Annotated in this window: 8 protein-coding genes; 7 read left to right on the top strand and 1 reads right to left on the bottom strand. The window is 47.4% G+C overall.

Going from position 1 to position 15,071, the window contains the following annotated elements:
* Positions 1-232: 232 nt before the first annotated feature.
* From ONB37_11790 to ONB37_11760, 7 genes are all read left to right on the top strand, one after another.
* Positions 233-2,971 (top strand): TonB-dependent receptor, encoded by a 2,739-nt coding sequence (locus tag ONB37_11790; protein ID MDZ7400839.1) that lies wholly within the window; start codon positions 233-235, stop codon positions 2,969-2,971.
* Between the two features lie 56 nt (positions 2,972-3,027).
* Positions 3,028-6,513 carry a hypothetical protein gene (locus tag ONB37_11785; protein MDZ7400838.1) on the top strand — a complete coding sequence of 1,162 codons (3,486 nt, stop codon included), beginning with the start codon at positions 3,028-3,030 and terminating at the stop codon, positions 6,511-6,513.
* Between the two features lie 59 nt (positions 6,514-6,572).
* On the top strand, positions 6,573-7,637 hold the full coding sequence (locus ONB37_11780; protein ID MDZ7400837.1) for a PorV/PorQ family protein: 1,065 nt from the start codon (positions 6,573-6,575) through the stop codon (positions 7,635-7,637).
* A 76-nt stretch (positions 7,638-7,713) separates the two neighbouring features.
* Complete coding sequence (locus tag ONB37_11775; GenBank protein MDZ7400836.1) at positions 7,714-8,769, top strand: T9SS type A sorting domain-containing protein; 1,056 nt, start codon at positions 7,714-7,716, stop codon at positions 8,767-8,769.
* A 261-nt stretch (positions 8,770-9,030) separates the two neighbouring features.
* Positions 9,031-10,554, top strand: a complete 1,524-nt coding sequence (locus ONB37_11770; protein MDZ7400835.1) for a hypothetical protein — start codon at positions 9,031-9,033, stop codon at positions 10,552-10,554.
* 97 nt (positions 10,555-10,651) lie between these two features.
* The gene (locus ONB37_11765) at positions 10,652-11,509 is read left to right on the top strand and encodes a glycoside hydrolase family 16 protein (GenBank protein MDZ7400834.1); all 858 of its coding nucleotides are present in this window, start codon (positions 10,652-10,654) and stop codon (positions 11,507-11,509) included.
* 290 nt (positions 11,510-11,799) lie between these two features.
* Positions 11,800-13,359 (top strand): CotH kinase family protein, encoded by a 1,560-nt coding sequence (locus ONB37_11760; GenBank protein ID MDZ7400833.1) that lies wholly within the window; start codon positions 11,800-11,802, stop codon positions 13,357-13,359.
* A gap of 18 nt (positions 13,360-13,377) precedes the next feature.
* Here ONB37_11760 and ONB37_11755 read toward each other — a convergent pair whose 3' ends face one another.
* Positions 13,378-15,066, bottom strand: a complete 1,689-nt coding sequence (locus ONB37_11755) for an AarF/UbiB family protein (GenBank protein MDZ7400832.1) — start codon at positions 15,064-15,066, stop codon at positions 13,378-13,380.
* Positions 15,067-15,071 lie beyond the last annotated feature (5 nt).

Below are 15,071 nucleotides of genomic sequence, written 5' to 3'. Positions count from 1 at the left end.
TTTAGCCATGCAGGTTCAGTTTTAATTTTCGGATAGAAACATGTGGCATGAGGGGTTTGAAGAGCCTATTCTGGATATGAATGGACCAATCTCCAATAACATGCTCTGAAAAATCTATCCGATAAAATATTTCTGGGACACAGAAAAGTGTCAATCATGGTGGCAGAATATGATCATTTTCGAATAGAAAATTAAGATCCAATCTTCAGAATTAATTTAGAGGATGATGCTTATGAAAACCAAAAAATTCCTCACTATCTGGTTTCTCCTTGTGCCATGTTTGGTGTTCAGCATCATAAGCCGAGGGCTTGCTCAGACAACTGGGAAAATTGCGGGCAAGGTTCATGACATTGACACCAAAGAACCTTTGGTGGGCGCCAATGTGGTCATCGAGGGGACTACAATGGGCGCAGCCGCCGGTCTCGATGGTAGCTTTTTCATCATTAATGTCCCTCCTGGTATTTATAATCTGAAAATAACGATGATCGGCTATGAAGCGGTTCGGATCGAAGGGCTTCAGGTCTCGGTCAATCGAACCTCCTATGTTGAGGGAAAAATGAAGGCCACGGTCATCGCTGGGCAGGAGATAGTCGTTCAAGCCGAGAAAGTAACGTTGAAAAAAGATCAAACCAGCTCGGTGCGCAATGTCTCCTCGGAGCAAATTGACATCTTGCCAGTGGAAAGCATGGGTCAGGTGATCAATCTGCAGGCAGGAGTCGTGAACGGCCATTTCCGCGGTGGGCGAACCTCCGAAGTCGCTTATCTAATCGATGGGGTCGAAGTGACTGAGGCGTTCGGGGGCGAGGGCCGCACGGTTGATCTCGAACCTGAGGCAATCCAGGATTTGGAAGTGATCACAGGGACGTTCAACGCCGAGTACGGGGACGCCATGAGCGGTATCGTCAATGCGGTCACCAAAGCCGGCGGCACGAAGTTCCATGGCTCTGTTTCCGCCAGCTTCGCGAATTATTTCACGCCGCACAAGGATATCTTCATCGGCTTGAAAGACACCGAGTTCAACCGCAACCAGGATTACAAGCTGCAATTGGACGGCCCAATCTGGAAGGACCGGATCACCTTCTTCACCAACTTCCGCTATCAAGACAACAAAAATTACCTCAACGGCGTTCGGCGCTTTCGCGTGGATGACTTCAGCAACTTCATGGTCAACGATCCCTCCATGTACTATTCTGAACATAATGGCGATAGCGCCTACGTGCCAATGGATCGAGATGAAAATCTCTCATTCATGGGCAAAATCACGATCAAACCATTTTCAACCCTCAAAACTTCATTCCTTTATACCTACAACAAAGATCATTGGCGGGACTATGATCATGCGTTTAAATATAATCCAGATGGAATGGGCTCATCTCATCGCAAGACCCACATGTATTCGTTCAACATGAACCACATGTTGTCCCAGAAACTATTTTATGAGCTCAAACTGTCTTACATCGACAATTACAACGGCTGGTATGTCTACGAAAACCCATTGGACCCCAGATATGTCCATGATGCCTATTACAATAACGCAGGCCCAGGATTTTACACTGGCGGTCAGCAGAAATCTCATAGCCGGCATACGATGATCGATAAAAATGCCAAATTCGATATCACATGGCAGGTAAATAAGAATCATTCTTTGAAAAGCGGCTTTGATTATACCGCACATGATTTGGACCGTCGTTGGTCGGAAATCCGAAATTTGTACTCAGGTACGCCAGCAGAAGCTGAGTTCTATTTCGACCCGGAGCGGAACAAGATCGTATTCCCAAATTATGTTCCGGTGATCTATCCTGATTCCTCCATCTATTCGGATATCTATCGAGTCAAACCCATCGAATATTCTGCCTACATTCAGGATAAGATGGAATTTGATGAGATGGTGATCAATTTCGGAATCCGATACGATTATTTTCATCCTAAGACCTATTATCCGTCTCAGCGCAGAAATCCAGCCAATCAGCTCGAGTTTCCGAATAATCCAGAAAAAATGAGCACGCTGCTCTGGGCAGATCCCAAGTATCAGATCAGCCCACGCTTTGGTTTGGCCTATCAATTGGGCAAGACCGCATTGCTCCATTTCAGCTATGGGCATTTCTTCCAGATGCCACCTATGTATGCCATGTATCAAAATCATTCGCTCCAGGTGGCGCCGACGGACTATTCCACCACTATGGGCGACCCTCAGATCAAGGCCCAAAAGACAGTGCAATATGAAGTTGGCCTGTGGCAGGAACTCATGAAAGGGATGGGATTGGAGGTGATCGTATTTTACCGTGATATTTACGATCTGCTCAGCGCCAAAGTAATCAGCACGTTCAATCAGATCGAATACGGGCTATATAGCAACAAGGATTACGGCAACGTCAAGGGAATCGAGCTCAAGTACGACTTCGTTTATGGTCCCGTCTCCACGTATTTAAATTACACGTTGCAATACACGCGTGGCAATGCCGATAATCCAACACAAACGTTTGATCGGGCTGGGAATAATATGGACCCGATCAACCGACTGATTCCAATGAGCTGGGATCAGCGCCATACGCTTAACGTGACGGTCGGATACAATACCCCCAAATACGGCGCGACCCTCACTGCATATTTCAACTCAGGCGCACCTTTTACCTGGAGCCCCATTGCTGAAAGTATGCTCTCGCGCGTCAATCTTTACCCCAATAATTCGTACCGACCAAGCCGATACAGCGTCGATTTAAACGGTTTTTATGATATCCCGATCATCCGAAATCTCAAGGCAAGGATAACACTGACCGTCTATAATTTGCTCGATCGGCTGAACGAGGAATGGGTGAATGCCCAGACTGGCCGGGCTTACACAGCGATCATTCGGCCGACCGATTTGGCAAGCCATCGCAGCAATTTTAATGAGTACATCGATCGGGTCCATAATCCAGCGATGTATTCGGCCCCGCGAATGGTGAAATTGGGAATGGGTATCGTATTTTAGTCTCATACCGAATAAGTTTGTGACATCAATTTAGAATAGCTGAGCGAGGTTCAGATATGAAAAAATTCACACTTTTAATTTTCATACTTTTGTTTCTTCAATGGTCCCTGGTCACCAGCGTATTAGCCCAGGGCAAGAAATATGAGGGCCCGGATGACCCCGCTGGGGATATTGCAGCGGAAAGAGAAGGCTATATGACGGGCAATCGAGTATTCCTTTATTTCCGTAATACCACAGAACTGTCCGATTGGCCCAAGGTAGAAGTTTCGAAATGGCCCAATACTTACGATGGGGTCAAAATGCTCGATGGGATCGGATTGCTGATCGGCGCCCGTGTTTATATCACCAATAATACCACCCCAGTAACCGACCGAGCTCTGATCACATCATTAGCAGCCCAGGGGAAAATCGACACACTCTACTTCCTACAAACCAGTTATCGCGAGGAGATGGATGTCGATCCCACTGGCACGGTGGAGTGGGGTCTTTACCCTGTATTTGGCTATTTCAATGAGTTGAGCGAGTATCCAGCGATGAGCAACCGACCCTCCTCTTGGCCTCCAGAGGGTTGGCCATATAAGGATCATCTGCTGCATTGGCCAGGGGAATGGGACGGTCGCTTTGGTCGTGGGGTGATTTATGCCGATTTAGAGACGTATTTTGTGGCAAATGATGCTCAGGATCAGGAGTACTTGGGCCCAGAGGATCGGGTGAAATATTATCCACGGCCAGGCCGCAAGATCGGTGACATTCGACCCGCTACCATCCAGAACGGTTTACCTTGGGGGGGCATCGGTATACGCGTGGAGCAACGTGGCTTCCAATGGAACAACCCCCAGGCCCGCGATGCTATCTTCTGGGAGTATACCATTGCGAATATTTCTGACTACGATTTATTGGACGTGGCGTTCGGCTATTGGGTAGATAACGCCATCGGGGATGCAATTGCTGGTGCCGGAGACGATGACGAATTAGGCTATTTTGACACTAAGGTGGATATGGCCTACTCCTGGGATATCGATGGTATTGGACAAGGGGGCTTCCCCACTGGAATCATGGGTTTCGCTTATCTGGAAAGCCCCGGCCTTGCTTATGATGGCGTCGATAATGATGAGGATGGGATCATCGATGAAAAGCGCGATAATGATGCTGTGATGAAAATTGGACCGAAAGAGGGCTATGCCAATCTGAAGGCATTCTTGGATTTCTATAAACTCACCGAAGCTGATCTGAGAGAGCATTGGGATGCGGATGAAGATCAAGACTGGGAAGACGGCGAGGACCTGAATGGAGATGGAGTGTATCAGTTATCAGAATTTGCTGGAGATGACGTGGGACTGGACGGCGTGGGTCCCGGAGAGTTGAATTATACTGGGCCAGATGAAGGGGAATGCAATCATAAACCAGATCGCGTTGAGGGGATTGCTGAACCCAATTTCGCCGAAACTGATGTCTCCGAATCCGACATGGTCGGACTTACATCGTTCCAATTGTTCCCCATTCAACCACATCGACCGCCATATTATCGCTGGTTCCGAAATGATAAATCGATGTGGGAAGTGATCGGCCAAAAGACATTGGTTGAATCCATCGAGTGGGTGTCCAATTTAGTGGAGACCTTTGCGTCAGGGCCATTCCCGCTCTATCAGGGCCGGACTGAACGCATTTCGATGTCGGAACTGCACGCGTATGATCCGCTGGAGGGTTTGAACTCGAAGGAGCATAGCGCGCCCGCCTTGTTCGAGGTAAAACGGATTGTTCAAATTATCTATGAAAAGGATTACCGGTTTGCCCAGCCTCCCAAGATGCCGACTCTGACCGCGACGCCAGCAGATGGCAAGGTGATCCTCACGTGGGATGATATCGCTGATACGAGAACACGAGATCCATTTGTCGGTAATGTGAATGATTTTGAAGGATACAAGTTGTTCCGCGCCACGGATAAAAAGATGCAGGATGCTGAAGTGATCACCGATGGTTTTGGGACGCCGTTCATGAAAAAGCCCATTTTCCAATGCGATTTGAAAGATGGCCGAAAGGGCTTTACCAACTTCGGCCTGATCAATGGTGTGGGATACAATTTGGGATATGATACCGGGATCACGCATTATTTTATCGACGAAAACGTACAAAACGGTCGCACTTATTACTATGCGATCGTTGCGTACGATTATGGTGCTCCGAACATCGGTCCAGGCATTGCGCCATCGGAAAATAATATCGTCATCGAACTGGATGAGTCCGAAGAGGTCCGAGCCATCGGGAAAAACGTCCAAATCGTAACTCCTTATCAATCTGCAGCGGGCTATCAACCGCCCACAATAACACCGATGGAGCAAAAATTGTTCGGCAGCGGGACCGTCACGCCAGAAATTTTGGCAAATAAAAGTCTAAAACCTGGCCATACTTACAAAGTCAAATTTTCGATTGATACCGTTTATACCGTCCCTGGCTACGATCATGGACTTGTTTACGCCACCAGCGGCATCCATATTTATGACACGGATTTGGAAAATGCATTAGTTTATGAAGAGACGCCAGCGCATTATGCCTATGATAATTTAGTCCGTCGGGATACTGCCGAATACAAAGAATGGAAAAGCTATTGGCATTTTAAAACCAACCAACCAGTTAATACTGATATTTTCGATGGAATGCGATTGAAGATCGAACTCCCCGTTGAAATTGCCGCCTTTGATCCGATCAATTCTGGTTGGGTAGTAGGGAATTCGGCCATTCACATCACGCCGACCCAAAAAGAATCCCGCTTCTTCCCATGGGAATACGACATTGTGTTTACCAACAAGGATTCTGCGTATGTGGGACGGGTATCCACCAAGACGATGCGCGACGAGAATGACCTCCGTTTGAGCCGTTCCGATGTGTTGACCAATATGCCGTTCAGCTTTTATGTGGTGAACAAGATGTTTCTCGATTCCACTGGCTCGTACGAGCGGATGGACCTGGTGGTCCACGACACCAAAAAGAACGGCAAATTTGATATCATTGGTGACCGCGTGCTGGTAGGCCCTGTGACCAAAGATAACAAGTGGGCCGGCACCGCTTTCGTTATCGATTTCTTTTCGGTTCAGGATAGTACTCGTCTCCCCAAACCTGGTGATGTCTACCGAGTTACATTCAAGCGACCGTTTTTTGTCACCGATTCATTGACCTTCAAGGTTCAGGCCACCGAAACGCTCGATCTGGTTCAGCTTGAAAACGACATGGATCAGATTAAAGTGGTGCCAAACCCGTATGTGGCGACGAATGCAATGGAACCGGCTGTTGCAAATTTCTATCTTAATCAGCGACGACGCATCATGTTTACCCATATCCCGGCCGAATGCACCATCAAAATTTTTACCGTTAGCGGTGCGTTAGTAGATGAAATTGAAGTCAACAATCCAGCCGATCAAGGGATTGTGCACTGGGATTTGCTCTCGAAAGAAGGATTAGAGATCGCTGCTGGGATGTACATCTACCATGTGAAATCGAAGCGGACCGGGGCTGAGAAAATTGGCAAATTCGCTGTGATCAAATAACCAAGTTGAGGTTACGTTCGAACTTCTAATTCAACTAAGCAAATGAGAGGCGACGAACAATGAAAGCATTTACGATATGGTCAATCGTCATCGGTCTAATGTTGTTGGGGGCATCCCCCTTCTGTTATGCGCAAAAGCCCCATCGCGTGGGAACGACCACTGCGGATTTTTTGGCGATCGGTTTCGGAAGCGCTGGAGTAGCCATGGGCGATGCTTATGTGAGCATGGCAACAGATCTCTCCTCGGCCTATTGGAACCCAGCCGGTTTGTCCTACATGGAGCAGAATGAGGCACTATTCACTTATCAGCCATGGATCGCCGATATCACTACCAGCTTCACTGCAGTTGGGCTTGTGCTGCAAAATCTGGGGACATTTTCATTATCGCTTGTCCAAGCCAACTTTGGTGAGATGGAGGTGACCAATCTCACCATGCAGGAAGGAACTGGAGAGCTATTTTCTGCCAATGATTTCGCCGTCAGTTTGTCCTTTGGTCGCAGACTGGCGAACTGGTTCGCTTTCGGTGCATCAGCGAAATATATCTCATCCCGCATCTGGCATACCAGCGCCAATGCCTTTGCTGTTGACCTGGGTGTGATCGTCAATACCCGGTTTTTCTCTCCCACAGGCAAAAACGAGGACGGGATGAACATCGGCATGAGCATCTCCAATTATGGCACCAAGATGAAATATGATGGCATGGATCTGTTGCATCCAATCGATATTGCGCCCTACGAGCAAGGCAATTATCGTGATGTCCCAGGAAAATTTAGCCTGCAGGGGTGGGAATTACCGTTGATCTTTCGTATTGGAGTATCAGTGAATCCGCTGGTGATGGGGCAACATCGACTAACACTCTCTGCTGATGCGCTCCATCCAAATAACAACATGGAATCGGTCAACATCGGAGCGCAATATCAAATCAACCTGCCCACGACCGGCGATTTTTACCTGCGCGCAGGCTACAAGGCACTGTTTTTGGATGATTCTGAATATGGCCTGTCATTCGGCGGCGGCGTCTTGTTGCATATGATGCACAATATTGGGCTAAAAATCGATTACGCTTATCGCGGCGTAGGCATATTGGGAAAAACTCATTCTTATTCCATTGGCATATTGTTCTAATCGACGGCCGAGCTGGCGGTCGCTCCTGTATGGACCGCCAGCCGTGAAGTCCGATCATGTGCTAATAGGACTTTTCATGAAAATATATTTCTCATCGCCGATGCTGATTTTGTTAATATTCAGCATCGCTCAAAATCTATGGTGTCAGAGCACAATAGATGAACCTTTTGATGGCGCTTTGCACCACGGAACACGTACCATTCGATTCGCCGGATGTGACTGGTTCGTGAAATCTGGCTTTTATGGCCCAGGCCCAAACTATTTTTCCGATAGCGATTCCAGCGTCTGGGTCGATTCGAGGGGCCGATTGCACCTCAGAATCCGGCAGGAGGGGACGATCTGGTATTGCGCTGAGGTCTATACCACTCGGTTCACCACCTATGGGGAGCATCGCTTCCTGGTTGAAGGTCGCATTGACATGCTGGATCGAAATATTGTGCTTGGCCTGTTCGTTTATTCCAGTGACGAAAGCGAAATCGATATCGAGTTCTCGCGTTGGGGCAACCCCAATTTGGCCAAAGTGGGCAGTTTTACGGTTCAACCCTATCAGACGCCGGGTAATGTCGAGCAGTTTATCTGCCACCTCGACAGTGCGAAGAGCACCCATTATTTCAACTGGCAGCCCGATTCTGTGATTTTTGCGAGCATGCACGGCCACTATCTTGGAGCACCACCTGGCCCAAACTATTATATTCATCGATGGACTTATAAGGGAAAAAGCACTCCGAGAAGTGCCAACAACCTTCGCACCCATATCAATTACTGGTTGTTCAATCGCGCCCGTCCACTGGATATTCGTACGCTGGAAGTGATCATCACCGATGTCAAGCAACCACTCACACAATCGGTGCCGCAACCAGATCCTCAACCGATCAAATTCAATTTGTTCCAAAACTACCCCAATCCTTTCAGTAGTACGACCACCATTCAATACTGGCTCAATTATCCTGGTCCAGTCACGCTCGAGATTTTTAATCTTTGTGGTCAAAGGGTGAGATTGTTTTCTGATTATGGTCAAGCCGATAAAAATGAATTAGAATTTCAAGCGGATAATTTGCCCAGCGGAACCTATCTTTATCGATTACGGAGCGAGACCTTTTCTCAGACAAGGAAAATGATGATCACCCGATAACAGCTCTTGTCCAAATTATTTTCAAAAGACCCATTATTGGAATTTTGATGAGCAAAGCTACTGATCTTAGGATGAACTGCAGGGACAATTCGAATCCCTTGATTGGCCAAACTTCGCAAGAGGAGCGCCAATGTGATCATCTTTAATTGACATCAAATAGAAATGGCCTGTTGTAGTTTTGGCTATTAGATCGATTTTACCCCAAGAAATGCAAAAAACCCGTGTCACTTTAATTGAATTGTCTTTATTAAACGAAGCGAAATGAATTGTTCCAATCAAAATAATAAATGGATCGATTTCACATTGATTGTCCTTCTGTGCGGCGCCATCATGATAGTCATCGGTTTTTGTAGCAAGAGAGACCGAGAGTCTCAGGACGTCCAATTATTGGTCAAAATTGGCGATCGCAGCATTACGGTGGATGAATTCATTCGCCGAGCAGAATATACCATTCGTCCACCATATTGCAAGGGTGACAATTATATTCATCGAAAAATCGTGCTGAATTCGCTCATTGCTGAGAAGCTGTTGGCACTGGAAGCTGGTGATGATAATGAACTCACCCGCAACGCGCAATTTCAGCTCTATCTCAAAGGGCGCAAAGAACAGGCGATGCGGCAGTGGCTTTATTATAAGATCGCCTATCAAAGGGCCAGACCAGATAGCCAGGAAATCAGCAAGATTTATCAGGTGGCTGGTCGAACCTATCGCATCAATTATTGTACCCTGCCTGATAGTAGTCGACTGCATCAGCTTAAGGGGGAATTGCTCTCAGCACCAGAGAAGAGCGATTCTGTTTTTCGGAGTTACTTGGGATTGGAGGCCGTTCCGCAGCGCGAAGTGAGCTGGAGCGATCAAAATGATCCTGCCATCCATGAGGCGCTGTTTTCGCGCAAGCTGACAAAGGGCGAGCTGGTCGGTCCGATCGCCACTGAGGATGGGAATTTTTTGCTCATGCAAGTGGCTGGTTGGACCGATCGTCTCGCCATCAGCGATACCGACATCCAGCGGCGATGGAATGATGTTTCAGAACACCTCAAGACCCAGCAGGCCAATCGAATTTACGCCCAGTATATCGCCAGGGTGATGAAAGGCAAGAAGGTCGAGTTTTCCCGAGACACGTTTTTCAAGCTGGCCGAAATCATGGCCCCTTTCTATCTAAAATCCATGGAAGATAAACGGGAGGCGTTCAAACGACGCTTCTGGAAGGACGAAGTATTACCCGATTCTCTCAGTGCGGATATCGACACGATTCGAGACAGACCACTTCTCACCATCGATGGTCAAACTTGGAGCGTCGATGATTTTCTTACAGAATTGCTGATTCATCCGCTGGTGTTTAGAAAACGTAAGTTCAGTTATCAGCAATTTCCCGAGCAGTTCAAACTGGCTATCGTCGACATGATCCGCGACAAGTACCTCACCCGTGAGGCCTATAAGAAGAGATATGATCGGGTGGCATCGGTGGTTCAAAACGAGAACATGTGGCGGGATTTTCTGTTAGCCCAATATCAAAAGAACCGTTATTTGCAAACCAGAAATGTCAGTGACGAATCCGATTATATGGCCCTGATCACCGATCATCTCAATAGCTACGTGGATAGCCTTCAGGCGAAATATCATGACCAGATTCAGATCGATACCGATAAATTCGAGCAAATCCAACTGACCCGAATCGATATGTTCGTATTGCAGCGAAACGTGCCATTTCCGATCGTCGTCCCAAGTTTCCCGTTGCTCACCACGGATAATCGTTTAGACTACGGTCGCAAAATGGTGAAATAGCCATTAAATCTGTATCACAACATCTCTTGTGCCTTGCTTTAGACTGTTATCTTCTAAAAGATAAGCCATCGAATATGCGAAACTTTTGGGTTTGAAAATGAAGCGTTCAATCTTTTTCTCGCTAATTCTTTTTATGGGGGTACTTGTTCTTTTGCTTAGCTGCCAAAAGGAAAATCCGACTACCGAAGGAAATAATAACCAAATCTTAGTTCCAGAGGGATGGGAGCTGGTTTGGAACGACGAGTTCGATGGTCCGAACATTAATATCGATAAATGGAGCCACGAAGTCAACGCTCAGGGCGGAGGGAACAACGAGCTGCAATATTACACCGCTCGTCCAGAGAACTCCTATATCGAGAATGGTTGTCTGGTGATCCAGGCTTTAAAAGAGCGTTATACTGGCCCAGAGGGAACGCGAGACTTCACCTCGGCTCGAATGCGAACCTATCGCAAGGGGGATTGGAAATACGGCCGATTTGATATCCGAGCGAAATTGCCGTTCGGCAAGGGGCTTTGGCCCGCCATCTGGATGATGCCGACGGAAAGCAAATATGGCGGTTGGGCTGCCAGTGGCGAGATCGACATCATGGAGTTGCTGGGGCATGAGCCCAATAAGGTGTATGGCACCCTCCATTATGGCGGCCAATATCCTAAAAATGTTCACTCTGGCAAATCGTATACGTTACCTCAGGGGACTTTTTCGGATGATTTCCATCTTTTCACACTGGAATGGGACAGCACTCAGATTCGTTGGTACGTGGATGGAACTTTCTATCAAAGCCAGGAGAAGTGGTATACCGAAGGCGCTCCTTATCCAGCCCCGTTCGATCAATATTTTTATTTAATCCTGAACGTCGCTGTCGGCGGCAACTGGCCCGGAAACCCAGATCTTTCGACCATCTTTCCACAGAAAATGACCGTCGATTACGTGCGGGTTTATCGCCGAATAAAATGATCGCGTCCATCGGCAACGGATTTTTTGATATTTCTTTAAGCAACCCATCAGATTGCAGTTGATCCGTTTTTCTGGATTACTGATCATCAATTGAGCCAATCCAGTAGACGCCATCTTGATTCAAATCAAATATGATCCGATTCAATAAATTGTTCTGGTTCTTTCCCTTGATGTGGCTCGCATTGCTCGCTTCTGCTAAAACCAGATCGGCAGAGCCATCCCTTAGTTCCTCTTCTACTATCCTAATCAATGACTGGAACGAATTTATATCCTCCAATCTTCCGATTATAGTGATTGATACGTTTGGCCGAGAGATCCCTGATGAGCCAAAAATTCCAGCTCGAATGGGCATTATCTATCACGGTGATGGAGTTCGGAATTCCATCACTGATCCATTTAATGAATACGATGGTTGGATCGGCATTGAACTGCGCGGTTCATCGGCTCAGGGATTTGATAAAAAATCCTACGCAGTAGAGACTCGCGATGCGATGGGAAATAACCTGAATGTCCCACTTTTGGGTATGCCAGCAGAAAATGATTGGATTTTATATGGCCCCTATTCCGATAAAACGCTGATTCGCAATGTGCTGGCGTATCGTCTGGCCAATGAGATGGGGCGTTACGCCAGCCGCTCCAAACTTTGCGAATTGGTGCTGAATGGGGAATATCTGGGCGTTTATGTTTGGTTGGAAAAGATCAAGCGCGATAAAAATAGGGTCAACATCACACGGATCGAGCCCACCGATGTTGCAGGAGATGCGGTGACTGGCGGCTATATCATCAAAATTGATAAGCCAGCCGGCGCAAAACTCGATGGCTGGGAGTCTGCCTATCCCCCGTTCCCCGGCGCTTGGCAGCGCATCTTCTATCAATATCATTATCCAGATCAGGATGACATCGTGCCCCAACAAAAAAACTATATCCGAAATTTCATCGCTTCATTTGAAGCGCTCATGCTTCGCCCTGATTACGCTGATCCCCAAAACGGTTATTCTCGTTATATCGATGTCGATTCTTTTATTGACTATTTTCTGCTCTCTGAACTGTCCAAAAACGTAGACGCCTATCGGCTCAGCACCTTTTTCTACAAGGACCGCGATAGCAAAAACGGCAAGTTATTCATCGGACCGGTGTGGGATTTCAACTTGGCCTTTGGCAATGCCGATTACTACGGTAGCTCGTTTTTCTCTGGCTGGCAGGTAGATTTTCAGGAGCCAGATGATTACTGGCAGAATCCGTTTTGGTGGCAGAAATTAATGGCTGATAGCCATTTTACCAATAAAATAAATCGTCGATGGTTCGAACTCAGACAGGCCACCTTTTCTTTGGAAAGGATTTATGCCATCATCGACTCGCTGGTAAACCACTTGAATGAAGCGCAACGAAGGAATTTTGAGCGTTGGCCGATCCTCGGCGTCTATATCTGGCCGAATCCATTTATCGGCGGAAATTATCAGGCCGAGATCCGCTACTTGAAATTCTGGATCCAAAGCCGAATGCTCTGGATGGACGCTCGAATGGTCGGTAAGCCCTCCGCGGTCGCTGATCTCGGTATGCACAACGAATTTGGTCCTGCCTTATTGGGCCAAAATTACCCCAATCCATTCAATGCCAGCACCACTATTCCGATTACGCTCCCGCTTGAATGCGCTGCTACGCTTGTCGTATATAATCTGCTGGGTCAGCCGGTCAGGCATCTGGTTGATGAGATTCTATCAGCGGGACCTCAAAACGTGGTCTGGGATGGGCACGATGATACAGGGAAAAAGGTCTCTCCTGGAATTTATTTTTATCAACTAAGGATTGGCGACCACTGCACAAACCGCAAGCTGTTAGTGATCGATTGATCCCCGGAATTTCATGCCTCAAAGTTTTCCAGAGCGCAAAATTGCAATAGCCAGCCATAATCCCAATACTGCAGCTATCACGTAGCCGATGAGGCCGAATATTGAAAACCCGAACAGGTGCCAGCCTTTATCAAAAAAGATTATAATAGACGAGCCGACAATTAAAGCCGCGATGATTAAACTGAATGCCAGGCGATTGCTGGAACGATCGATCTCAACGATCAATTGCTCCAGTCCCCGATGCTCCATGATCATGTTCATACGACCTTTTTTAATCTTACCCAAAATATAACGTAAGTCACCAGGCAAGATTTTGACCAGCTCTTCCGTTTCGGTCGCTATCTGCTGTAAAGTTTTCAACCTTTTTTTCGGATGGAGCGGTTGGGCCATCAATCTCGAAGCGTAGGGTTCAACAAGCGTCATCATATTGAAATTTGGGTCAAGGCTCAACCCGACGCTTTCGATGGTCGCCAACGCTTTGGTCATTAGGACAAGATCTGAGAGCAGAGGGATTCGATGCCGACGGAGAATTTCGATCAAATCATTGAGAAGCTTCTCGATCGAAATTTGATGAAGCGGAATGCCATAATAGGTCTCTATGAAATCGTTCAAATCAATTCGGAGCAGACGGGTGTCTTTGGTCTCATCGATCAGATCGGCCTCGATAAAGACCTTAACAATGCGATCGATATCGCGTTCAGCAATCGCAATCAAAAGGTGCTGCAACTGGCTTTTGGTCTGCGCATCAAATCTTCCCACCATACCAAAATCCAATGGGGCCAGGACGTTATTGGGGAGAATGAAAATATTGCCAGGATGGGGATCAGCATGGAAAAAGCCCAGATCGAAGATCATTTTCAGAGTGGCTTTAGCACCATTCAGAGCGATAATTTTTGGATCAAGGTCTGGCCGACTGGCAAAATCGATCTCCGAAACTTTGACCCCATTGACAAATTCCATGGTCAAAATGCTGGAGGTGGTATATTCCCAGTACACCTTTGGGAGATAGATTGTGGGATCGTTTTTGAAATAAGTACGAAACCGATCGATATTACGCCCCTCTCGGACGAAGTCCAGCTCGGCGCGAATAGTCTTGGCAAATTCGTTCACAATCCCAGTGGGATTATATAATTCGCTTTCAGGAATGTATTTTTCAACCCAGTTCGCCAGATCGCGGAGGATGCTAATATCAGTTTCAATGGTAGCTTTGATCCCTGGGCGTTGGATTTTCAGGGCGACTGTCTGGTTATTGCGCAACGTGGCGCGATGCACCTGGGCAATCGAAGCCGCAGCGATCGGAATCTCGTTGAAAGAACTAAAAATTTGATCGATCGGCTGACCTAATTGAGCGACAATAATTTGTTTTGCGACCTCTGCCGAGAAGGGAGGGACTTGGTCTTGAAGCTGCTCCAGCTCTTTCACAAGATCCAGCGGCACGAGATCGGGACGGGTACTTAGCACCTGCCCCAATTTGATAAAGGTCGGCCCCAGTTCGGCCAGCGCCATTCGAAGCCGCTGCGCTGAGGTCAGATGGCCAAGCTGCTCGATAGTTCGCGCCCGCCTGAGCATTTTTCGGCTCATCCGCACGATGCCATCTACCCGAAAACGCTCGACGACGTCCTGAAATCCATAGCGCAGTAACACGCTAAAAATCTGCCGATACCGTTGGAGATGACGATAGGTTTTATGCAAACGAGGAAACATCATCTCGC

Source organism: candidate division KSB1 bacterium (assembly GCA_034506395.1).
Taxonomy (GTDB): Bacteria; Zhuqueibacterota; Zhuqueibacteria; order Thermofontimicrobiales; family Thermofontimicrobiaceae; genus Thermofontimicrobium.
This window is presented reverse-complemented; position numbering and strand designations above follow the sequence as displayed.